Here is a 22,589-nt window from a genome sequence, read left to right as displayed (position 1 = left end):
GATGGATAGCGTTTTCGACCACCAGTCGAAAACTCTGGTGCCGGGAACAGCCACCCGGAGCCCGCACGTGTGAGGAGTGTCAGATGAGCATCACCAGCGATCGCCCCGCCACGGTCGATACGGAACCCGTGACCCCGGGGCTGACCGATGCGCGATGGACCGACGGTCCGGGCGGATACACCGGAGTGGAGCCCACCGCGGAGTGGGCCGAGGAAGTGCGCCGGCTCGCCCGGGCGCGCAACGCGACTCTCCTGGCGCACAATTACCAGCTGCCGGCCATCCAGGATGTCGCCGACCATGTCGGTGACTCGCTGGCCCTCTCGCGCATCGCCGCCGAGGTCGACGCCGATGAGATCATCTTCTGCGGCGTGCACTTCATGGCCGAGACCGCCAAGATCCTCAGCCCCGAGAAGCGGGTACTGATCCCCGACGAGCGCGCCGGATGTTCGCTGGCCGACTCGATCACCGCCGACGAGCTCCGGGAGTGGAAGGCCGAGCACCCCGACGCCGTCGTCGTCTCCTACGTCAACACCACCGCGGAGGTGAAGGGGCTCACCGACATCTGCTGCACCTCGTCCAATGCGGTGGACGTGGTGGCCTCCATCGATCCCGACCGCGAGGTGCTGTTCCTGCCGGATCAATTCCTCGGCGCGCACGTCAAGCGCGAGACCGGGCGCGACAACATCCACATCTGGGCCGGTGAATGCCATGTCCATGCGGGCATCAACGGCGACGAACTGGCCGACCAGGCCAACAGTCATCCCGACGCCGACCTGTTCATCCACCCGGAATGCGGCTGCGCGACGTCGGCGCTGTATCTCGCCGGCGAAGGAGCGGTCCCCGAGGACAAGGTGAAGATCCTGTCCACCGGCGGCATGCTCGACGCCGCGCGGCAGACCGGCGCCAAGCAGGTGCTGGTCGCCACCGAGATCGGCATGCTGCACCAGCTGCGCAAGGCTGCCCCCGGTGTCGACTTCCAGGCCGTCAACGAGCGCGCGTCCTGCCCGTACATGAAGATGATCACCCCGGCCGCCCTGCTGCGGTCGCTGCGCGAGGGGCGCGACGAGGTGTTCGTCGCCGACGATGTGGCCGAGCGCGCCCGCCAGAGCGTGGAGCGGATGATCGCCATCGGGAATCCCGGTACCGGTGAGTGAGGCATTCGTCGGACAGGCAAATGCCGTCGGCGAACTCGGGCTGGAGATCACCGACGAGGTACGGACGCTGATCCGGACGGCTCTCGACGAGGATCTGCGCCACGGCCCGGACGTCACGACCGCCGCGACCGTGCCGTCCGACGCGGTGACCGATGCCGTCATCGTCAGCCGCGGTGACGGGGTCATCGCGGGGCTGCCGGTGGTGCTGGCGGTGTTCGACGAGGTCATCGGGGCCGGTGCCTACGAGGTCACCTCGGCGGTCGTCGACGGCACGCGGGTCGGGCCCGGCGACGTCGTGCTCGCTGTGCATGCACCCACCGGTGCGCTGCTCACCGCGGAACGTACCGCACTGAACATCATCTGCCACCTGTCGGGCATCGCGACCGCCACCGCCCACTGGGTGGCGGCCGTCGACGGCACCGCAGCGCAGGTCCGTGACTCACGCAAGACCCTGCCGGGACTGCGTCACCTGCAGAAATACGCCGTCCGTGCCGGTGGGGGAGTCAACCACCGGATGGGTCTCGGCGATGCGGCACTGATCAAGGACAACCACGTCGCCGCGGCCGGATCGGTCAGCGCTGCGCTGTCCGCGGTCCGGGCGGCGGCGCCCGGACTTCCCGTCGAGGTCGAGGTCGATTCGCTGGCACAGCTCGACGAGGTGCTGGCGCTGGAGCCGCAACTGGTCCTGCTCGACAACTTCGCACTGTGGGAGACCCAGATGGCGGTGCAGCGGCGCAACACCCGGTCGCCGCAGACCAAACTGGAGAGCTCCGGCGGTCTGGGCCTCGACATGGCCGCCGACTACGCGCGTACCGGCGTCGACTACCTCGCCGTCGGCGCGCTCACCCATTCGGTCATCGCACTCGACCTCGGCCTCGACATCCCCGCGCCGACACCGTCGAACTGACCGGATCATCCGCGCAGCCGCGGCGTTCGCGCGCACGTCCCGACATGCGCGTGAACGTGACGGATGCGCATCCAGCACCGACGCCCGTGACCGGATTCGAAACCGGGTGGCGCCACCCCATATCCTGGATGGGAAATCCCAGCACCACAGGAGATGATCATGCTCGCCCGAACCGACCTGCGCGGAGCCGCGCCCACGCTCGCCGAGCTGCGACGTGCGCTGCCGCGCGGGGGCACCGACGTCAACGCCGTCCTCGACACGGTGGCGCCGGTGGTGCATGCGGTCGCCGAGCAGGGCACCGATGCGGCGCTCGGGTTCGGTGAGAAGTTCGACGGTGTGCGGCCGACGTCGGTGCGCGTACCCGCCGCGGTGATCGCCGACGCCCTCGACCGGCTTGACCCGGCGGTGGCCGACGCGCTGCGCGAATCGATCGACCGGGCGCGCAAGGTGCACGCCGACCAGCGCCGCGAAACCAGCCGGACGCAGGTCGTCGAGGGTGGCGTCGTCAGCGAGAAGTGGATTCCGGTCCGCCGCGTGGGGCTCTATGTCCCGGGCGGCAACGCCGTCTACCCGTCGTCGGTGATCATGAATGTGGTCCCGGCCCAGGAGGCGGGCGTCGGCTCGCTGGTCATCGCCTCACCACCGCAGAAGGAATTCGGCGGGTGGCCGCACCCGACGATCCTCGCGGCGTGCGCGTTGCTCGGCGTCAGCGAGGTGTGGGCGGTCGGCGGTGCCCAAGGCGTCGCCCTGCTCACCTACGGCGGCACCGACACCGACGCCGCCGACGAACCCGGGTCGGTCCTCGACCCGGTCGACCTCATCACCGGGCCGGGCAACATCTACGTGACCGCCGCCAAGCGACTCTGCCGCGGCGTGGTGGGCATCGACTCCGAGGCCGGTCCCACCGAGATCGCGATCCTCGCCGACGGCAGCGCGGATGCGGGGATCCTCGCCGCCGACCTGATCAGTCAGGCCGAGCACGACGTCCTCGCCGCCTCGGTGCTCGTCACCGACAGCGCCGACCTCGCCGACGCCGTCGACGCCGCCCTCGACGAGCAGGTGGCCGCGACCAAACACCGCGAGCGGGTCACCACCGCCCTGTCCGGCAAGCAGTCGGGCATCGTGCTCGTCGACGACCTCGAGGCCGGTCTCGCCGTGGTCGACGCCTACGCCGCCGAACACCTCGAGATCCAGACACGTGACGCCGCCGCGGTCGCCGACCGGGTGCACAACGCCGGCGCGATCTTCGTCGGGCCGTACGCCCCGGTGAGTCTCGGCGACTATTGTGCGGGCTCCAATCACGTTCTGCCGACGTCGGGTTCGGCACGCTTCGCGTCGGGGCTGTCGGTGCAGACCTTCCTCAAGGGTGTACACGTCATCGATTACGACGAGGCCGCGCTGCGCGATGTCGCCGACCACGTGGTGACCCTCGCCGACGCGGAAGACCTGCCCGGACACGGCGACGCGATCAAACAGCGATTCGTCGGGGGTCCCGCGTGAGCACTCCGCAGACGGTGGTCCCCGGGCTCGGCGTGACCATCGACGACCTGCCGCTGCGGGGCAACCTGCGGGGCAAGAGTCCGTACGGCGCACCGCAACTCAAGGTGTCGGTGGTGCTCAACACGAACGAGAACCCGCACCCGCCGTCGGCGGCGTTGATCGCCGACGTCGCCGACTCGGTACGGACCGCGGCCGCGGAACTACATCGCTACCCGGACCGCGACGCAGTGGCCCTGCGCACCGACCTCGCCGAGTACCTCACCGAGGTCACCGGCACCCGGCTCACGGTCGAGAACCTGTGGGCGGCAAACGGTTCCAACGAGATCCTGCAGCAGCTGCTGCAGGCCTTCGGCGGGCCCGGACGCAGCGCGCTGGGCTTCGTTCCGTCGTACTCGATGCACCCGATCATCTCCGACGGCACCGACACCACCTGGCTGCACGCGGTGCGGGCATCGGATTTCTCCCTCGACGTCGACTATGCGATCGCCGAGGTGACCAACCGGCGCCCCGACGTGGTGTTCGTGACCTCCCCCAACAACCCGACCGGCGGTTCGATCCCGAACGCGGACCTGCGCGCGATCGTGGCGGCGGCGCCGGGCATCGTCATCGTCGACGAGGCCTACGGCGAGTTCTCCGAACAACCCAGTGCGGTCGAGCTGATCGACGAATTCCCGACCAAGGTCGTCGTCAGCCGCACCATGAGCAAGGCCTTCGCCTTCGCCGGCGGTCGCCTCGGCTATCTGGCCGCATCGCCGGCCATCGTCGACGCCCTGCAACTCGTGCGGCTGCCGTATCACCTGTCGGTGCTGACGCAGGCGGCGGCGCGGGCGGCGCTGCGCCACCGGGACGACACCCTCGCCGGCGTCGCCGCGATCATCGCCGAACGCAAACGGGTGGCCGCCGATCTGACCGCCACCGGGTATCAGGTGATCGATTCCGATGCCAATTTCCTGTTGTTCGGCCGGTTCCGGAACGCCCCGGCCAGCTGGCAGCGGTACCTCGATGACGGCGTGTTGATCCGCGACGTCGGCATCGCCGGACACCTGCGTGTCACCATCGGGCTGGCCGCCGAGAACGATGCATTCCTCGACGTCAGCCGCACCCTGGCAGCAACCGACCTGGAGAAGACCGAGTGACCACCATGCCCGCACCGCGGATCGCGCGCGTCGAACGCGCCACCAAGGAGTCGTCGATCGTCGTCGAGCTCAACCTCGATGGCACCGGCATCACCAATGTGTCCACGGGTATCGCGTTCTTCGACCACATGCTGACCGCGTTCGGCCAGCACGGCAGTTTCGACCTCACCGTGGAGGCCACCGGCGACGTCGAGGTGGAGGGCCACCACACCATCGAGGACACCGCCATCGTGCTGGGGCAGGCACTCGGTCAGGCACTCGGCGACAAGAAGGGCATCCGCCGTTTCGGCGACTGCTTCATCCCGATGGACGAGACCCTGGCGCACGCCGTCGTCGACGTCTCGGGGCGCCCGTACTGTGTGCACACCGGCGAGCCCGACCACCTGCTGACCGCGGTCATCGGCGGCTACCCGGGCGTGCCGTACTCGACGGTGATCAATCGCCACGTGTTCGAGTCGATCGCGCTCAATGCGCGGATCGCCCTGCACGTGCGGGTGCTCCACGGCCGCGACCAGCACCACATCACCGAGGCCGAGTTCAAGGCCGTCGCCCGCGCATTGCGCGCCGCCACCGAATACGACGCCCGCGTGACCGGCGTGCCGTCGACGAAGGGAGCGCTGTGATGACCGGCACCCCCGCGGTGACGATCCTCGACTACGGGTCGGGCAACCTGCGCTCGGCGCAACGCGCACTCGAACGCGCCGGCGCCGACGTCACGGTGACCCACGACCGCGACGCCGCCATCGACTGCGACGGCCTCGTGGTGCCCGGCGTGGGTGCCTTCGCCGCGTGTATGGAAGGCCTCACCGAGGTCAAGGGCGACTGGATCATCGACCAGCGTCTGGCCGGCGGACGGCCCGTGCTCGGCATCTGCGTCGGCATGCAGATCCTCTTCGAGCGCGGTGTCGAGTTCGGCGTTGAGGCCGACGGCTGTGGGGAATGGCCCGGCACGGTCAGCCGACTACCCGCCCCGGTCCTCCCGCACATGGGGTGGAACACCGTCGATGCGCCGGCCGACTCGGTCCTGTTCGACGGGCTCGACTCCGACGCACGGTTCTACTTCGTGCACTCCTACGCCGCGCAGAGCTGGGAGATGGACAACGAGGGCACCCCGCTGGCCGCACCGAAACTGACCTGGGCGCACCACGGCGGCCCATTTCTCGCCGCGGTCGAGAACGGCGCATTGTCGGCCACCCAGTTCCATCCGGAGAAATCCGGCGATGCCGGCGCCCACCTGCTGCGCAACTGGGTGCGATCGCTCGCATGACGCTCGACAACACACACTTCTCCTTCGGCAAGCTGGTGCTGTATTCGCTGGGCGCCGGGGTGATCGTGCTGCTGGTGTCGATCCCGATCATCCTGCTCATCGCCCAGTGGTCGCCCATCGCCGGACTGGTCGTCGCGCTGATCGCCGTGTTGGCGATGATCGCGGCTATCGGTACGGTGTCTCGCCGGATCATCGCGACCGCCGAACGTGAGATCCTCGCGGCCCGCGCAGCCGCCGAACAGCAGTCCGCCCACCCACCCCAATTCCCGCCCAACCAGGGCCCTACCGAACCGACAGACAGGAACCCCACCTCCGATGGGTAAGACCCTTGAACTCCTCCCGGCCGTCGACGTCGCCGACGGCCAGGCCGTCCGCCTCGTGCAAGGCGCCGCGGGCACCGAGACGTCCTACGGGTCGCCGAGGGACGCCGCACTGGCCTGGCAGACCGACGGAGCCGAGTGGATCCATCTGGTCGACCTCGACGCCGCCTTCGGCCGGGGCAACAACCGGGACCTGCTGGCCGGGGTCGTCGCCGAACTCGACGTCAAGGTCGAACTCTCCGGTGGCATCCGCGACGACGACTCGCTGGATGCGGCGTTGGCCACCGGCTGCGCGCGGGTGAACCTCGGCACCGCCGCGCTGGAGAACCCGGACTGGTGTGCCCGCGCCATCGACCGTCATGGCGACCGCATCGCGGTCGGCCTCGACGTCATCCGGGACGGTGACTCCTACCGCCTGCGTGGGCGAGGTTGGGTGACCGACGGCGGCGACCTCTGGGAGGTGCTGACGCGCCTGGACCGTGACGGCTGCGCCCGCTACGTCGTCACGGACGTGTCGAAGGACGGCACCCTGGGTGGTCCGAACCTCGAACTGCTCGCCGAGGTCGCCGCGGCCACCGCCGCGCCCATCGTCGCCTCCGGCGGGGTGTCCGCGCTCGACGACCTGGTCGCGATCTCGGGTCTGGTCGATCGGGGCGTGGAGGGCGCGATCGTCGGCAAGGCTCTGTACGCCGGTCGATTCACCCTGCCCGACGCACTGGCCGCCGTCGCCCAGGCGTGATGGATGACAGCGTGACAGATGACAGTGGGCAGGCTCGCACCGTGACAGACCATGGGGCCCTGCTCGACATCGCAGGCCAGATCCTCGACTCGGTGGTCGACGACTTCGTCGCCGGCCTGGGGGCGCCGAGCGCCGTCGAGAAGGGGGCCACCGACTTCGCCACCCAGGTCGACCTCGACCTGGAACGCCGGATCGTCGCCGACCTCACCGAACGCACCGGCATCCCGGTGCACGGCGAGGAGTTCGGCGGGCCGCCGGTCACCGAGGACACCGTCTGGGTGCTCGACCCGGTGGACGGCACGTACAACTACTCGTCCGGGATGCCGCTGACCGGCATCCTGCTCGGGCTGCTCGTCGACGGCGAACCCGTGCTCGGACTGACCTGGCTGCCGCTGGTCGGGCGACGCTACGCCGGTCACGTCGACGGCCCGCTGTACATCGACGGCCGCCCGGTCGCGCCACTGGAGCCGATCGACCTGAGCACGTCGGTGGTCTCCTACGGCCCGTTCAACGTCGCCGGGCACGGCCGCTACCCGGGGGCCCGTCGTGCCGACGTGTTGAGTGCGCTCAGCTCCCGGGTGTCGCGACTGCGGATGACCGGCAGCACCGGTGTGGACATGGCCTACACCGCCGCCGGTGTCTTCGGCGGTGCGATCGCCTTCGGACGTCATGCCTGGGACAACGCCGCCGGCGCAGCTCTGGTCCGCGCTGCCGGTGGCATCGCCACCGATCTCAGCGGGGCGGCATGGAACGCAGCATCACCGTCGCTGGTCTGCGCCGCGCCGGGCCTGCACGCCGAACTGATGGCCGTCATCGACGAGGTCGTCGGCGACGAATGGGGTGCCGTGCCGACCTCAGCCCGAACCGACACATCCGGAGGTGCCTCATGACCGTCGCGATCCGCGTGATCCCGTGCCTCGACGTGGACGACGGTCGGGTCGTCAAGGGCGTCAACTTCCAGAACCTGCGCGACGCGGGCGATCCGGTCGAACTGGCCGCTCGCTACGACAAGGAGGGGGCCGACGAACTCACCTTCCTCGACGTCACCGCCTCGAGTTCCGGTCGCGCCACCATGATCGACGTCGTCAAGCGCACCGCCGACCAGATCTTCATCCCGCTCACCGTCGGTGGTGGCATCCGCACCGTCGACGATGTCGACGCGATGTTGCGGGCCGGCGCCGACAAGGTCAGCGTCAACACCGCGGCCATCGCCCGGCCCGAGGTGCTCGGCGAGATGAGCCGCCGATACGGCTCGCAGTGCATCGTGCTGTCGGTGGATGCCCGGACGGTCCCGGCGGGTGAGAGGCCGACGCCCTCGGGCTGGGAGGTCACCACCCACGGCGGCCGCCAAGGCACCGGGATCGACGCCGTCGAGTGGGCGCAGCGAGGCCAGGATCTCGGAGTGGGGGAGATCCTGCTCAACTCGATGGACGCCGACGGCACCAAAAGGGGATTCGACCTGCGGATGCTCGCCGCGGTCCGGGCCGCCGTCAAGGTGCCGGTGATCGCCAGCGGGGGTGCCGGCGCCGTCGCCGACTTCGCCCCCGCGGTGCAGGCGGGAGCCGATGCGGTGCTGGCCGCCTCGGTCTTCCACTTCGGTGAACTCACCATCGGTGAGGTCAAGGCGGCGATGGCCACCGAGGGGATCACGGTGCGGTGATGGCCCTCGACCCCGACCTCGCGGCACGACTCAAGCGCAACGACGACGGTCTGTTCGCCGCGATCGCCCAGGAACGCGACACCGGCACCGTACTGATGATGGCGTGGATGGACGACGCCGCGCTCGAACAGACCCTGACCACCCGGCGGGCCACCTACTATTCCCGTTCGCGCCGGCAGTACTGGGTCAAGGGTGAGACCAGCGGGCACACCCAGTACGTGCACGACGTGCGACTCGACTGCGACGGCGACACCGTGTTGCTCGTCGTCGATCAGGTCGGCGCCGCGTGCCATACCGGCAACCACAGCTGCTTCGACACACCGTCGCTGCTGTCGGCGACCGAGGAACCCACCCCGCCCGGCGGGCCGTCGGCCACCGGCGCGGGACAATGAACCAGCCCTGTCCTCCACCAGAAAGGCGGTGACGGCGTACATGCCACTGATCCAGATCTCGCAGACCCCGGGCCTGTCCGACCGGATCAAGCGCGAGACCATCGCGGCGGTGACCGACGCCTACGCCAAGGCGACCGGCAAGAACCCCGACTCGGTGTGGGTGACCATCACCGAGGTACCCCGCCAGCAGTGGGGCGTCGGCGGCGAGCCGCTGGGATGAGCGCCGCCACCACCAGCCTGGAGGAATTCCTGGATCTGGCCGCCGACCATCGGGTGGTGCCGGTGACCCGCAAGGTGCTCGCCGACTCCGAGACCCCGCTGTCGGCCTACCGCAAACTCGCCGGAGATCGCGAGGGGACGTTCCTGCTCGAGTCGGCGGAGAACGGGCGTTCCTGGTCGCGCTGGTCGTTCATCGGGGTGCGGTCACCGTCGGCGCTCACCGTCGTCGACGGCGAGGCACGGTGGTGGGGTGAGGTGCCCAACGGCGCACCCGAGGGCGGGGATCCGCTGGCGGTGCTCGCGGAATCGTTGCGCCTGCTGGCCACCGACCGGTTCCCCGACATGCCGCCGCTCACCGGGGGCTTTGTCGGCTTCTTCGCCTACGACATGGTGCGGCGGCTCGAACGCCTACCCGAGACCACCGTCGACGACCTCGGCCTGCCGGACATGATGATGCTGCTGGCCACCGACCTCGCCGCCGTCGATCACCACGAGGGCACCATCACGCTGATCGCCAACGCGGTGAACTGGGACGGGTCCGACGACCGGGTCCGCGAGGCCTACGCCGATGCGGTTGCCCGGCTCGACCGGATGACCGCGGCGCTCGCCGCTCCGGCCTCCTCGACCGTGTCCCACTACGACCGGCCCACCCCCGAGTACGCCGCCCAGCGCACCCTCGCCGAATACAGCAAGATCGTCACCGACCTCGTCGGCGAGATCGAGGCGGGCGAGGCGTTCCAGATCGTCCCATCCCAGCGCTTCGAGATGGCCACCGATGCCGACCCGATCGACGTGTACCGCGTGCTGCGGGCATCCAATCCCAGCCCCTACATGTATCTGCTGCGGATGCCCGGCGCGCTCGGCAGCGGACCCGTCGGTGGCGGACCGTTCACCATCGTCGGCAGCAGTCCGGAGGCCCTGGTCACGGTGCAGGATCGGATCGCCACCACCCACCCGATCGCCGGCACCCGGTGGCGGGGCGCCACCGAGGAAGAAGACCAACTACTCGCCAAGGGCCTGGTGGAGGACGAGAAGGAGAACGCCGAGCACCTCATGCTCGTCGACCTGGGTCGCAACGACCTCGGCCGCGTGTGCCGCCCGGGCACGGTCAAGGTCAGCGACTACCGTCACGTCGAGCGCTACAGCCACGTCATGCACCTGGTCTCGACGGTCTCGGGTGAACTGCGCGATGACCAGCACGCACTCGACGCCGTCACCGCATGCTTTCCCGCCGGCACCCTCACCGGTGCCCCCAAGGTCCGCGCGATGGAACTCATCGACGAACACGAACTGACCCGCCGCGGCCTCTACGGCGGTATCGTCGGCTACCTCGACTTCGCCGGTGACGCGGACACCGCGATCGCCATCCGCACCGCCCTGATGGCCGACGGCCGGGCGTTTGTGCAGGCCGGCGGAGGCGTGGTCGCCGACAGCGAACCCGAATACGAGTACAACGAGGCACGCAACAAAGCCTCCGCCGTCCTCAATGCGGTGGCAGCCGCCGCCACCATGGAGCGGGTCGGACCCGGCGACGAGACGGTCTCGCGATGACCGGCCCGGAACCGACCGACGACCCTGATCGACCCCGCTCCGCCGCCGAGTCGCCGACCGGTTCGCCGCTCTCGCGCCTGGACCCGGCGGTGGCGAGCAGAGCGTATCTGCGTCGGCGCCAGGTTCTCGCCGCCGTACTGTTGGCGTTGTCGGCCCTGGCCCTGTGGTCGGCCTCGCGGTTGGTGTGGTGCCGGGTACTCGCCTCGGACGGGTTGGCGCCCCCGCGGACCTTCGATGTCACCGGCTCGGACTGGAGTCCGTGGCTGACCCCGCTGGCGCTGGTGTTGCTGGCCGCGATCCTCGCCGCGTTCTCGCTGCGTGGTTGGGGTCTGCGGGTGATCGCGATCCTGGTGGCGGTTGCCGGTGTGCTGTCGGCGATCCCGGCGCTGTCGCTGATCACCGGCGGCGCCGATTCCGACTACGCCTCGAGCGCCGCCGACATCCCCGGGCGCTTCCAGGTGCTGTTGATCACCACCGTCGACTGGGCTGCAGCGGTTGTCCTCGTGGGCTCGCTGTGCGCGGTCCTGGCCGGGGTGTTGCTGATCCGGGTCGCCGGCGGGGCGACCGGGATGTCGTCGAAATACCGGACGCCCGGCGCTCGTCGGGAGGAACTGGAACGGCAGATCTTCGCCGAGCACGAGCAGCGCAAGCACCACCCCGATGGTCCCGCGGCCGGGGCTGCTCCCGGTGCCGACACCCCGTCGTCGGCGGAACCCGACCCGGGCCGTAACGATGCACCGCCCGCCAACGAACGCATGATGTGGGATGCCTTGGACACCGGGATCGATCCCACCGACGTCGACGACACACCCGGTGACCGTCCCCGCGACGGGTACCGTCCGCACCGTTCGGAGGACCGCGGGGACGACGGATCCGACAACGCCGAGGACCGTCGGCCGGACCACGGCTGATCGGCCAACCCGATCACAACGCCGTTCCGGCTGCGGTTTACGCTGAGAGCACACGAACACCGAAAGGGGGCCACCCGCGTGAGTACGCCAACTGTCCTCGACTCCATCATCGAAGGAGTGCGAGCCGACGTGGCCGCGCGCGAGGCCGTCACCGACTATGCCGCGATCAAGGCGGCGTCGGCCAAGGCCCCGGACGCCAAGGACGCGATGGCTGCGCTGCGGCAGCCGGGCATCGGCGTGATCGCCGAGGTCAAACGGGCCAGCCCGTCGAAGGGTGATCTGGCCGCCATCGGCGACCCCGCAGAACTCGCGAGTGCCTACGAAGCCGGTGGTGCCCGCATCATCAGCGTCCTCACCGAAGAACGACGCTTCCGCGGGTCCCTGGCCGACCTCGACAGCGTGCGCGCCGCGGTGAACATCCCGGTGCTGCGCAAGGACTTCATAGTCGGGCCCTACCAGATCCACGAGGCCCGTGCGCACGGCGCCGACGTCATCCTGCTCATCGTGGCAGCCCTGGAACAGAACGTGCTCGCCGCACTGCTCGACCGCACCGAGAGTCTCGGCATGACCGCCCTGGTGGAGGTGCACACCGAGCAGGAGGCCGACCGCGCACTGGAGGCCGGTGCGTCGGTGGTCGGTGTCAATGCGCGCAACCTCAAGACCCTCGAGGTCGATCGTGACTGCTTCGCCAGGATCGCTCCCGGCCTGCCCACGCAGGTCATCCGGGTGGCCGAGTCGGGTGTGCGCGGCACCGCTGACCTGCTGGCCTATGCCGGAGCCGGCGCAGACGCCGTGTTGGTGGGCGAGGGCTTGGTCACCAGCGGCGACCCGCGCGCCGCGGTCTCCGAACTGGTCACCGCCGGTACCCATCCCTCCTGCCCGAAACCGGTTCGCTGACAGACGGTTTCAGCTCCGGCGAATCTTTGCTCCCCAACCCCTGCCAGCGCGACGAGAGAACCGTGACCGCCCACACCCACAGCTCAGACGTCAGTTATCCAGCCGCGAGTGCCGGCCTGGCAACGCGTACCTCGGTCGAACCCGATCAGGGCGGACACTTCGGCGTCTACGGCGGCCGCCACGTTCCCGAAGCCCTGATGGCGGTGATCGACGAGGTCACCACGACCTATGAGAAGGTCCGGTCCGACGACGATTTCCTCGCCGAACTCGATCGGCTGCAGCGTGACTACACCGGCCGGCCCTCGCCGCTCTACGAGGCGGGACGGTTGCGTGAGGCGGCCGGCGGTGCCCGGCTCTTCCTCAAACGGGAGGACCTCAACCACACCGGTTCGCACAAGATCAACAACGTTCTGGGTCAGGCGCTGCTGGCGCAACGGATGGGCAAGTCCCGGGTCATCGCGGAGACCGGTGCCGGCCAGCACGGGGTGGCCACCGCAACCGCCTGCGCGCTGCTCGGCCTGGAGTGTGTGGTCTACATGGGGCGCGTGGACACCGACCGACAGGCCCTCAACGTGGCGCGGATGCGGCTGCTCGGAGCCGACGTCATTGCGGTGGACAACGGTTCGGCGACCCTGAAGGACGCCATCAACGAAGCCATGCGTGACTGGGTCACCAACGCGCACAACACCTACTACTGCTTCGGCACCGCCGCCGGCCCGCACCCGTTCCCGATGATGGTGCGCGACCTGCAGCGGGTGGTGGGGTTGGAGGCGCGCGCGCAGATCCTGGAGCAGGCCGGCCGACTTCCCGACGCGGTGACCGCCTGCGTCGGCGGCGGGTCCAACGCCATCGGCATCTTCCACCCGTTCATCGACGACAGCGACGTCCGCCTGGTGGGCTTCGAGGCCGCCGGCGACGGCGTCGAGACCGGCCGGCACGCGGCCACCTTCACCGGCGGCACACCGGGCGCGTTCCAGGGCGCCTACTCGTATCTGTTGCAGGACGAGGACGGCCAGACCATCGAGTCGCACTCGATCTCGGCCGGACTCGACTATCCCGGCGTCGGACCCGAACACGCTTACCTCAAGGACATCGGTCGGGCCGAGTACCGACCGATCACCGATTCCGAGGCGATGGACGCCTTGGCGCTGCTCAGTCGTCGCGAGGGCATCATCCCGGCGATCGAATCCGCCCACGCGGTGGCCGGCGCGCTGAAGCTGGGACAGGAGCTCGGTGACGGCGCGATCATCGTGGTGAGTCTGTCCGGTCGCGGCGACAAGGACGTCGACACCGCCGCCCGCTGGTTCCACCTGTTCGACCAACCACCGTCACAGGACGAGGCGTCCGCGGGTGGCGAGCAGACGGGGGAGACGGTATGACCGCCACGATCAAGCACACCGCGCCCTCGCGGCTGGGCGCCACCTTCGCCCGCTGCCGTGAGGACGGCCACGCCGCCCTCATCGGCTACCTCCCGGTCGGCTACCCCACGGTGCAGAAGTCGCTCGAGTTGTTCCGCACGATGGTGTCCGCGGGCTGCGACATCATCGAGGTCGGCGTGCCCTACTCCGACCCGGTGATGGACGGCCCGACCATCCAGGAGGCCGCCGACACGGCGCTGAGCAACGGGGTGCGTGTGCGCGATGTGTTCACCGCGGTGCAGGCCATCGCCGACGCCGGTGGGCAGGCCGTGGTGATGAGCTACTGGAACCCGGTACTGCAGTACGGGGTGGACCGGTTCGCGCGGGATCTCGCCGCCGCAGGCGGAGCGGGCATGATAACCCCGAACCTCATTCCCGAAGAGGGCGCCGCGTGGCATGCGGCCTCCGACCAACACGACCTCGACCGGATCTATCTGGTCGCCCCGTCCTCGACGGCGGAGCGGCTGGCCATGACCGTCGACGCTTCGCGCGGGTTCATCTACGCCGCGTCGACGATGGGGGTGACCGGCGCTCGTGACGCCGTATCCGACGCGGCGCCGGAACTGTGTGCGCGGGTGCGCGCGCACTCCGACATCCCGATCGGTGTGGGACTCGGTGTGCGCAGTGGGCAGCAGGCGGCACAGATCGCCGGCTACGCCGACGGTGTCATCGTCGGTTCGGCACTGGTGAGTGCGGCGAAAACGGGTGTCGACGCGCTCTCGGCTCTGGTTGCAGAACTGGCCGACGGAGTGCGCTCACCGGTGGCGGCGACACCATAAGTCTGGGTCGTCTGAGTGTCGGCTAGGGTGGCAGCGTGACGGTGCCGACACTCCTCGCTGGGCCGCTGACGATCACCGGATCAACGGATCCGGCATCGATGATCCTGGCGTACATTCCGAGTCCTCCACAGGGTGTCTGGTACCTCGGGCCGGTCCCGCTCCGGGCGTATGCGCTGTGCATCATCGTCGGCATCATCGTCGCCGTTTGGTGGGGCAACCGTCGATGGATCGCCCGTGGCGGCCAGGACGGCGAAGTCCTCGACGTCGCGATCTGGGCGGTGCCGTTCGGCCTGATCGGTGGACGCCTCTATCACGTCGCCACCGACTGGCAGACGTATTTCGGTGACGGGCCCAAGGAACCGGTCGACGCCCTCAAGATCTGGGACGGCGGACTAGGCATCTGGGGCGCGGTGCTCTTCGGTGCGGTGGGCGCCTGGATCGGTGCCCGTCAGCACGGCATCAAACTGCCGCCGTTCGGTGACGCGTTGGCCCCGGCGATCCTGTTGGCGCAGGCGATCGGCCGCCTCGGCAACTATTTCAACCAGGAGCTCTACGGCCGCGAGACCACTGTGCCGTGGGGGTTGGAGATCTATGAGCGGGTCGACTCATCCGGATTCGCCGACCCCGGTCTGATCTCCGGCACGTCCAACGGCACCGTCGTCGCGGTGGTCCACCCGACGTTTCTGTATGAACTGCTGTGGAATGTCTTCGTGGTGATCGTGCTGGTCGTGGTCGACCGACGGTTCCAGATCGGGCACGGACGCCTGTTCGCGTTGTATGTCGCGGGATACTGCGTGGGCCGGTTCGGTATCGAACTGATGCGTTCGGACCCTGCCACCCACATCTTCGGCACCCGCATCAACGTTTTCACCGCAGTCCTGGTGTTCGCGTGTGCGGCCGCGTACGTCGTCTTCGCGCCGAAAGGTCGCGAGCAGGGGCTGGAGATCTATCACGCCGCCCGCGCCGAGGAACTCGAGGCGACGGGCGCCGTCGGCTATGTCGACGACCGACCAGACGGCCCGGATCACGACGTGGACGTCGAGGCGCGCCCGAGCAGCGATGCCGAGGAGGCTCTCGCCGCGGCCATCGCCCGGCACACGCCGCGCGACTCCGAAGGCCAACCGCTCACGTCGTCGTCCACCAGCGACGCGTGGGTGCTGGAGTCCGACCGCGACACCGCCGACGGAACCCCGGATGTCGCCGACGGAACCCCGGATGTCGCCGACGGCACCCCGGATGTCGCCGACGGCACCCCGGATGTCGCCGACGGCACCCCGGATGTCGCCGACGGAACCCCCGATGTCGCCGACGGAACCCCCGATGTCGCCGACAGCACCCCGGACGACGCCGACAGCACCCCCGACGACGCCGCCCCCGAGACCAGGTAGCAGTCGCGCGGGTACTGCGGGTCGCGACGATCCGGCATCGATCACATCGCGGAAGACGGCGGCGCCGGTATCGGTCGGATAGAGTGGTTTTTCACGGCGTCCCGGATCAGCCCATCCGACTCGGTCGCCGACATTGCTCCACGGGCCAGCGTTGTCCCTGAGGACAATCGAGCATTTGCGATTCGGCACCGAGTCGAGTGGAGGTTCGAGATGTTGTTTTCTGCGCTGCCGACCAAACAGGGGCTGTATGACCCTGCGGCAGAGGTCGATTCCTGTGGCGTCGCAATGGTGACCGACGTCTACGGTCGGCGTTCCCATTCGATCGTCGCCGACGGTTTGCTCGCCCTCGAGAATCTCGAGCACCGGGGTGCCGCGGGTGCCGAGGTCAACTCCGGTGACGGCGCGGGCATCCTCATCCAACTCCCCGACGAGTTGCTGCGGGCCGTGGTCGACTTCGACCTGCCCGCACCCACCACCACCGGCGACAACACCTACGCCGCGGGCAACTGCTTCCTACCGGCGGACCCGACTCTGCGCGAACGCGCCATCGAGCGGGTGACCGCCCTCGCGGCCGCAGAGGGCGTCACGATCCTCGGCTGGCGCGACCTGCCCGTCGACCCGGCCGGCGCCGACATCGGCGAGACCGCGATGGGCTGCATGCCGTACATGATGCAGCTGTTCGTCACCGTCGACCCGGCCGACGGCGCGAGCCGAATCGGTGGCCTCGAACTCGATCGGTTCATCTACCCGTTCCGCAAGCAGGCCGAGCGCGTCACACCGGAGATCGAGGAAGCCGGAACCGGCCTGTACTTCCCGTCGTTGTCGAGCCGCACCATGGTCTACAAGGGCATGCTCACCACGATGCAGCTGCCTCTGTACTACGACGACCTGCGCGACGACCGCTGCCACAGCGCCATCGCGATCGTGCACTCCCGCTTCTCCACCAACACCTTCCCGTCGTGGCCGCTGGCGCACCCGTTCCGCTTCGTCGCCCACAACGGAGAGATCAACACCGTGCGCGGCAACCGCAACCGGATGCGGGCTCGCGAGGCGCTGCTGGAGACCGATCTCATCCCCGGTGACCTCAAGCGCGCGTTCCCGATCTGCACACCCGAGGCATCGGACTCGGCATCGCTCGACGAGGTGCTCGAACTGCTGCACCTCGGTGGGCGCAGCGTGCACCACGCGGTGATGCTGATGGTGCCCGAAGCGTGGGAGAACGTCCCGAACATGGAACCCAAGCGACGGGCGTTCCTGCAGTTCAACGCCTCCATGATGGAGGCGTGGGACGGTCCCGCGTGCGTCACCTTCACCGACGGTGCGGTGGTCGGCGCGGTCCTCGACCGCAACGGACTGCGCCCCGGCCGGTGGTGGCAGACCCGTGACGGCCGCGTCATCCTGGCATCGGAGGCCGGCGTCCTCGACGTCCCGGTCGACGACGTGATCGCGAAGGGGCGGCTCGAACCGGGCCGGATGTTCCTGGTCGACACGCGCCAGGGACGGATCATCCCCGACGAGGAGATCAAGGCCGACCTCATCGACGCCGAGCCCTATGACGAATGGCTGCACGCCGGGTTGCTCGACATCGCGACGCTGCCGGCCCGGCCGGTCTACAAGCCCAACCACGACACCGTGGTGCGCCGTCAGCTGTCGTTCGGCTACACCGAGGAAGACCTGCGGGTACTGCTGACCCCGATGGCCGCATCGGGCTACGAGCCGCTCGGCTCCATGGGCACCGACACCCCGGTCGCGGTGCTCTCCAAGCGCTCCCGCCTGCTCTACGACTACTTCGTCGAACTGTTCGCCCAGGTCACCAACCCGCCGTTGGACGCGATTCGTGAGGAGATCGTCACCTCCATGGCGCGGGTGATGGGACCCGAACAGAATCTGCTGGACCCGACCGCGGCATCGTGCCGCCAGATCCTGCTGCGGTGGCCGGTCATCGGCAACGACGACCTGGCCAAGCTCGTGCACATCAACGACGACGGCGACAACCCGGGGCTGTCGGCGAAGGTGCTGCCCGGTTTGTACGAGGTCGCCGACGGCGGTGCCGGCCTGGCCGCCGGCCTCGAGGACCTCCGCACGCGGGCGAGTCAGGCGATCGCCGAGGGACACACCACACTCGTGATCTCCGACCGTCACACCGACCGCGACCACGCGCCCATCCCGTCGCTCCTGGCGACGTCGGCGGTACATCACCATCTCGTCCGCACGAAGGAACGCACCAAGGTCGCCCTCGTGATCGAGTCCGGCGATGCCCGCGAGGTCCACCACATCGCCACCCTCATCGGATTCGGTGCGGCCGCGGTCAATCCGTACCTCGCGCTCGAGACCATCGACGACCTCATCGCCGAGGGCGAACTGATCGGTGTGCCGCCGTCCAAGGCCAGCCGCAACTACCTCGAGGCGCTCGGCAAGGGTGTGCTGAAGGTGATGAGCAAGATGGGTATCTCCACCATCAGCTCCTACACCGGTGCGCAGGCCTTCGAGGCTGTCGGGCTGTCGTCGGCGGTGGTGCAGGAGTACTTCACCCGCACCGTGTCGCGTATCGAGGGTGTGGGGCTCGACGAACTCGCCGAGGAGGTACGCATCCGGCACCACCGGGCGTTCCCGGAGAACCCCACCGAGCAGGTCTATCGCCGCCTCGATGTCGGCGGCGAATACCAGTACCGCCGCGAGGGGGAACTGCACCTGTTCACCCCGGAGACGATCTTCCTGCTGCAACATGCGACCAAGACCGGCCAGGCCGAGGTCTTCCAGAAGTACTCCGACGAGGTCGACAAACTCTCCCGCGAAGGTGGAACGTTGCGCGGGCTGTTCGACTTCGACCTCGCCGCCCGGGACCCGATTCCCCTCGAGGAAGTCGAGCCGGTCGAGGCCATCATGACGCGTTTCAACACCGGTGCGATGAGCTACGGTTCGATCTCGGCCGAGGCGCACGAGACCATTGCCATCGCGATGAACCGCATCGGCGGTCGGTCGAACTCCGGTGAGGGTGGCGAAGATGTCGACCGGCTCTACGACCCGGAGCGTCGCAGCGCCGTCAAGCAGGTCGCGTCCGGTCGGTTCGGCGTCACCAGTGACTACCTGACCAACGCCACCGACATCCAGATCAAGATGGCCCAAGGTGCGAAACCCGGTGAGGGCGGCCAACTCCCCGCCTACAAGGTGTACCCGTGGATCGCCAAGACACGGCATTCGACGCCGGGCGTGGCGCTGATCTCACCGCCCCCGCACCACGACATCTACTCGATCGAGGATCTCGCCCAGCTCATCCACGACCTGAAGAACGCCAACTCCGGGGCGCGGATCCACGTCAAACTGGTCAGCGCGGTCGGCGTCGGCACGGTGGCCACCGGCGTGTCCAAAGCGCACGCGGATGTGGTGCTGATCTCGGGGCACGACGGCGGGACCGGTGCGTCGCCACTGACCTCGCTCAAACACGCCGGCACTCCGTGGGAGATCGGGCTCGCCGACGCCCAGCAGACGCTGATGCTCAACGGGTTGCGCGATCGCATCACCGTGCAGTGCGACGGTGCGTTGCGAACCGGCCGTGACGTCATCATGGCCGCGTTGCTCGGCGCCGAAGAATACGGGTTCTCCACCGCACCGCTGATCGTGGCCGGCTGCATCATGATGCGGGTCTGCCACCTCGACACCTGCCCGGTGGGTGTGGCGACCCAGAACCCGGTGTTGCGTTCGCGATTCACCGGCCAGGCCGAACATCTGGTCAACTTCTTCCGCTTCATCGCGGAGGATGTTCGCAAATACCTGGCGCAGTTGGGTTATCGCACCCTCGACGAGGCGATCGGCCAGTCGCAGCGACTACACACCGACGTGGCCGTCGCGCACTGGAAGAGCAAGGGGCTCGACCTCGCGCCCATCTTCCGCAAGTACGAGGACAAGGGGCCCACGCGTCGCCTGCGCGGCCAGGACCACGGACTCGATCGTGCCCTCGATCAGACGTTCATCCAGCTCGCCGAGGGCGCACTCGAGGATGCCCATCCGGTCACCCTGGAACTGCCGGTACGCAACGTCAACCGGACCGTCGGCACGCTCCTCGGCGCGGAGGTGACGCGTCGCTACGGTGCCGAAGGACTGGCCGAGGACACCATCACGGTGAATCTGACCGGTTCGGCCGGTCAGTCGCTGGGGGCGTTCCTCCCGCCGGGTGTCACCATCAAACTCTCCGGCGACACCAACGACTATGTCGGCAAGGGCCTGTGCGGCGGCAAGATCGTCGTTGCGCCCAACCCCGACGCATGGTTCATCGCCGAAGATCAGGTGATCGCCGGCAACACCATCCTGTACGGCGCGACGTCGGGGCAGGTGTATCTGCGCGGACGCGTGGGGGAACGGTTCTCGGTCCGCAATTCGGGTGCCACCGCCGTGGTCGAGGGGGTGGGGGACCACGCCTGCGAGTACATGACCGGCGGCCGGGTGGTGATCCTCGGGCCCACCGGCCGCAATCTGGCGGCGGGCATGTCCGGTGGCATCGCGTTCGTCTATGACCTCGATGCGGCGAAGGTGAACATGGCCATGGTCGAACTGCTCCGCCCGGATCCCGACGACCTGCAATTCCTGCACGACACCATCACCCAACACACCGAACTGACCGGCTCGGCGATCGGTGCGTCCATGCTGGCCGACTGGCCGCGGCGATGCCTGGCCTTCACCAAGGTGATGCCGACCGACTACAAACGAGTTCTCGACGCGGCGCGGATGGCCGAAGCCGAAGGCCGCGACGTCGATTCAGCGATCATGGAGGCGGCACGTGGCTGACCCGCGCGGATTCCTGGACGTCCGGAAGAAGGAATCGAAGTACCGTCCCGTCGCCGAGCGGGTGCAGGACTGGGGCGACGTGTACGCCCATCCCGACAACCCGATGTTGGAACTCACCGACGTGTCCGAGCAGGCGCGACGGTGTATGGATTGCGGAATCCCGTTCTGCCACTCGGGCACCGCCGGGTGCCCGCTGGGCAACCTGATCCCCGAGTGGAACGACCTGGTGCGTCGCGGCCGCTGGGACGCGGCCAGCGCTCGGCTGCACGCCACGAACAACTTCCCCGAGTTCACCGGGCTGGTGTGCCCGGCACCGTGCGAGGCCGCCTGCGTGTTGTCGATCTCGGAGGCCACCACCGGGGGCAGCGTCACCATCAAGCGCATCGAGAAGACCATCGCCTACGAATCGTGGGCCGAGGCCATCATCGGACCCGAGCCGCCGGCCGCCCGATCCGGGAAATCGGTCGGCGTGGTGGGGTCGGGCCCAGCAGGCTTGGCGGCAGCCCAGCAGCTGACCCGTGCCGGGCACGAGGTGACCGTCTACGAGCGTGACGACCGGATCGGTGGGCTCCTGCGCTACGGCATCCCGGAGTACAAACTGCCCAAATCCGACATCGACCGTCGGGTCGCGCAGATGCGCGCCGAGGGCACCGAATTCGTCGTCAACTGCGATGTCGGCGCTGATCTGTCCGTCGCGGATCTGCAGTCCCGGCACGACGCGGTGGTTCTCGCCATCGGCGCGATGGAAGCGCGCGACAACCCGGTTCCCGGCCGCGATCTCAACGGCGTTCATCTCGCCATGGAGCACCTGGTCCCAGCCAACAAGGAATGTGAGGGTGACGGACTCTCGCCGATCACCGCGGCCGGAAAGCATGTCGTCATCATCGGCGGCGGCGACACCGGCGCCGACTGTCTGGGCACCGCGCATCGGCAGGGAGCTGCGTCGGTGGTGCAGCTCGACTACAACCCGGCCCTGCCCGAGGACCGGGATGACGACCGATCACCGTGGCCCACCTGGCCGTTGGTCATGCGCACGTCGTCGGCTCACGCCGAAGGTGGGGTACGCAAGTACGAGGTGGCCGTGCAGCGTTTCGTCGGAGATGCCGACGGCAACGTCACCGCGATGGTGCTCGCCGAGGTGCAGGTCACCCGAGAGCCAGACGGGCGCCGAGTGGTGACGCCGGTCAGTGAGGAGTTCGAGATCCCCTGTGACATGGCCTTGTTCGCGATCGGCTTCGCCGGTGTACGGCGTGGGCCACTGCTCGATGACCTGGGTATCGAGCCCAACCGGCGAGGCGCCCTGTCCTGCGGGAGTGATTGGCAGACCGACGCGCCCGGCGTGTTCGTGTGCGGGGACGCCCACCGCGGGGCCTCCCTGGTCGTCTGGGCGATCGCCGAAGGACGATCGACGGCCCGGGCGGTCGACGAGTTCCTGATGGGCGAATCCGATCTTCCGTCGCCGGTCCGACCGGCCGCCGTGCCATTGTCGGTGCGGTGAGCGCTTCATCGTTGTTCCACCCGGGGGGTGGAATCCAAAACCAACATGGCGGGCGGATGACCAATCGTCGC

Annotated in this window: 19 protein-coding genes and 1 pseudogene; all 20 read left to right on the top strand. The window is 68.8% G+C overall.

Translation table 11 applies throughout. The features are described 5' to 3' along the window. Positions 1-83: 83 nt before the first annotated feature. Positions 84-1,154, top strand: coding sequence for a quinolinate synthase NadA (gene nadA, locus NWF22_RS24315; RefSeq protein ID WP_160901208.1), 1,071 nt, complete (start codon positions 84-86; stop codon positions 1,152-1,154). Beyond that, entirely contained in the window at positions 1,147-2,061 is a 915-nt protein-coding gene (gene nadC, locus NWF22_RS24310; protein ID WP_160901209.1) for a carboxylating nicotinate-nucleotide diphosphorylase, read from the top strand. Before nadA ends, nadC begins: the two co-directional genes overlap by 8 nt. Positions 2,062-2,220: 159 nt before the next feature. Continuing rightward, positions 2,221-3,561 (top strand): histidinol dehydrogenase, encoded by a 1,341-nt coding sequence (gene hisD, locus NWF22_RS24305; RefSeq protein WP_160901210.1) that lies wholly within the window; start codon positions 2,221-2,223, stop codon positions 3,559-3,561. Continuing rightward, positions 3,558-4,697, top strand: coding sequence for a histidinol-phosphate transaminase (locus NWF22_RS24300; RefSeq protein ID WP_160901211.1), 1,140 nt, complete (start codon positions 3,558-3,560; stop codon positions 4,695-4,697). The genes hisD and NWF22_RS24300 overlap by 4 nt, the downstream gene beginning before the upstream one ends. A gap of 5 nt (positions 4,698-4,702) precedes the next feature. Continuing rightward, entirely contained in the window at positions 4,703-5,320 is a 618-nt protein-coding gene (hisB, locus tag NWF22_RS24295) for an imidazoleglycerol-phosphate dehydratase HisB (RefSeq protein WP_160901486.1), read from the top strand. Beyond that, complete coding sequence (gene hisH / locus NWF22_RS24290) at positions 5,320-5,964, top strand: imidazole glycerol phosphate synthase subunit HisH (RefSeq protein WP_160901212.1); 645 nt, start codon at positions 5,320-5,322, stop codon at positions 5,962-5,964. Before hisB ends, hisH begins: the two co-directional genes overlap by 1 nt. Beyond that, positions 5,961-6,287, top strand: coding sequence for a hypothetical protein (locus tag NWF22_RS24285; protein WP_160901213.1), 327 nt, complete (start codon positions 5,961-5,963; stop codon positions 6,285-6,287). Before hisH ends, NWF22_RS24285 begins: the two co-directional genes overlap by 4 nt. Continuing rightward, entirely contained in the window at positions 6,280-7,023 is a 744-nt protein-coding gene (priA, locus tag NWF22_RS24280) for a bifunctional 1-(5-phosphoribosyl)-5-((5-phosphoribosylamino)methylideneamino)imidazole-4-carboxamide isomerase/phosphoribosylanthranilate isomerase PriA (RefSeq protein WP_160901214.1), read from the top strand. The genes NWF22_RS24285 and priA overlap by 8 nt, the downstream gene beginning before the upstream one ends. Beyond that, complete coding sequence (locus NWF22_RS24275; protein WP_160901215.1) at positions 7,023-7,913, top strand: inositol monophosphatase family protein; 891 nt, start codon at positions 7,023-7,025, stop codon at positions 7,911-7,913. The genes priA and NWF22_RS24275 overlap by 1 nt, the downstream gene beginning before the upstream one ends. Continuing rightward, positions 7,910-8,683 carry an imidazole glycerol phosphate synthase subunit HisF gene (gene hisF, locus NWF22_RS24270; RefSeq protein WP_160901216.1) on the top strand — a complete coding sequence of 258 codons (774 nt, stop codon included), beginning with the start codon at positions 7,910-7,912 and terminating at the stop codon, positions 8,681-8,683. Before NWF22_RS24275 ends, hisF begins: the two co-directional genes overlap by 4 nt. Beyond that, entirely contained in the window at positions 8,683-9,075 is a 393-nt protein-coding gene (gene hisI, locus NWF22_RS24265; protein WP_160901217.1) for a phosphoribosyl-AMP cyclohydrolase, read from the top strand. Before hisF ends, hisI begins: the two co-directional genes overlap by 1 nt. A 40-nt stretch (positions 9,076-9,115) precedes the next feature. Continuing rightward, on the top strand, positions 9,116-9,295 hold the full coding sequence (locus NWF22_RS24260) for a tautomerase family protein (protein WP_160901218.1): 180 nt from the start codon (positions 9,116-9,118) through the stop codon (positions 9,293-9,295). Continuing rightward, positions 9,292-10,845, top strand: coding sequence for an anthranilate synthase component I (locus NWF22_RS24255; RefSeq protein WP_160901219.1), 1,554 nt, complete (start codon positions 9,292-9,294; stop codon positions 10,843-10,845). Before NWF22_RS24260 ends, NWF22_RS24255 begins: the two co-directional genes overlap by 4 nt. Beyond that, positions 10,842-11,756, top strand: coding sequence for a TIGR02234 family membrane protein (locus tag NWF22_RS24250; protein WP_160901220.1), 915 nt, complete (start codon positions 10,842-10,844; stop codon positions 11,754-11,756). Before NWF22_RS24255 ends, NWF22_RS24250 begins: the two co-directional genes overlap by 4 nt. Before the next feature lie 78 nt (positions 11,757-11,834). Next, positions 11,835-12,653, top strand: a complete 819-nt coding sequence (gene trpC, locus NWF22_RS24245) for an indole-3-glycerol phosphate synthase TrpC (RefSeq protein WP_160901221.1) — start codon at positions 11,835-11,837, stop codon at positions 12,651-12,653. 62 nt (positions 12,654-12,715) lie between these two features. Further along, positions 12,716-14,032, top strand: coding sequence for a tryptophan synthase subunit beta (trpB, locus tag NWF22_RS24240; protein ID WP_160901222.1), 1,317 nt, complete (start codon positions 12,716-12,718; stop codon positions 14,030-14,032). Further along, the gene (gene trpA, locus NWF22_RS24235; RefSeq protein WP_160901223.1) at positions 14,029-14,850 is read left to right on the top strand and encodes a tryptophan synthase subunit alpha; all 822 of its coding nucleotides are present in this window, start codon (positions 14,029-14,031) and stop codon (positions 14,848-14,850) included. Before trpB ends, trpA begins: the two co-directional genes overlap by 4 nt. Positions 14,851-14,948: 98 nt before the next feature. Further along, positions 14,949-15,867, top strand: a pseudogene (gene lgt / locus NWF22_RS24230) (prolipoprotein diacylglyceryl transferase); the annotation flags it as partial. A gap of 581 nt (positions 15,868-16,448) precedes the next feature. Next, a complete protein-coding gene (gene gltB / locus NWF22_RS24225) occupies positions 16,449-21,020 on the top strand; it encodes a glutamate synthase large subunit (protein ID WP_160901224.1) in 4,572 nt (1,523 codons plus the stop codon). Further along, positions 21,013-22,518 (top strand): glutamate synthase subunit beta, encoded by a 1,506-nt coding sequence (locus NWF22_RS24220; RefSeq protein WP_160901225.1) that lies wholly within the window; start codon positions 21,013-21,015, stop codon positions 22,516-22,518. The genes gltB and NWF22_RS24220 overlap by 8 nt, the downstream gene beginning before the upstream one ends. Positions 22,519-22,589: the final 71 nt, after the last annotated feature.

It is taken from the genome of Gordonia mangrovi, assembly GCF_024734075.1.
Taxonomy (GTDB): domain Bacteria; phylum Actinomycetota; class Actinomycetes; order Mycobacteriales; family Mycobacteriaceae; genus Gordonia; species Gordonia mangrovi.
The sequence above is the reverse complement of the archived record's forward strand: the minus strand, read 5'-3'. Positions and strand labels throughout refer to the sequence as shown.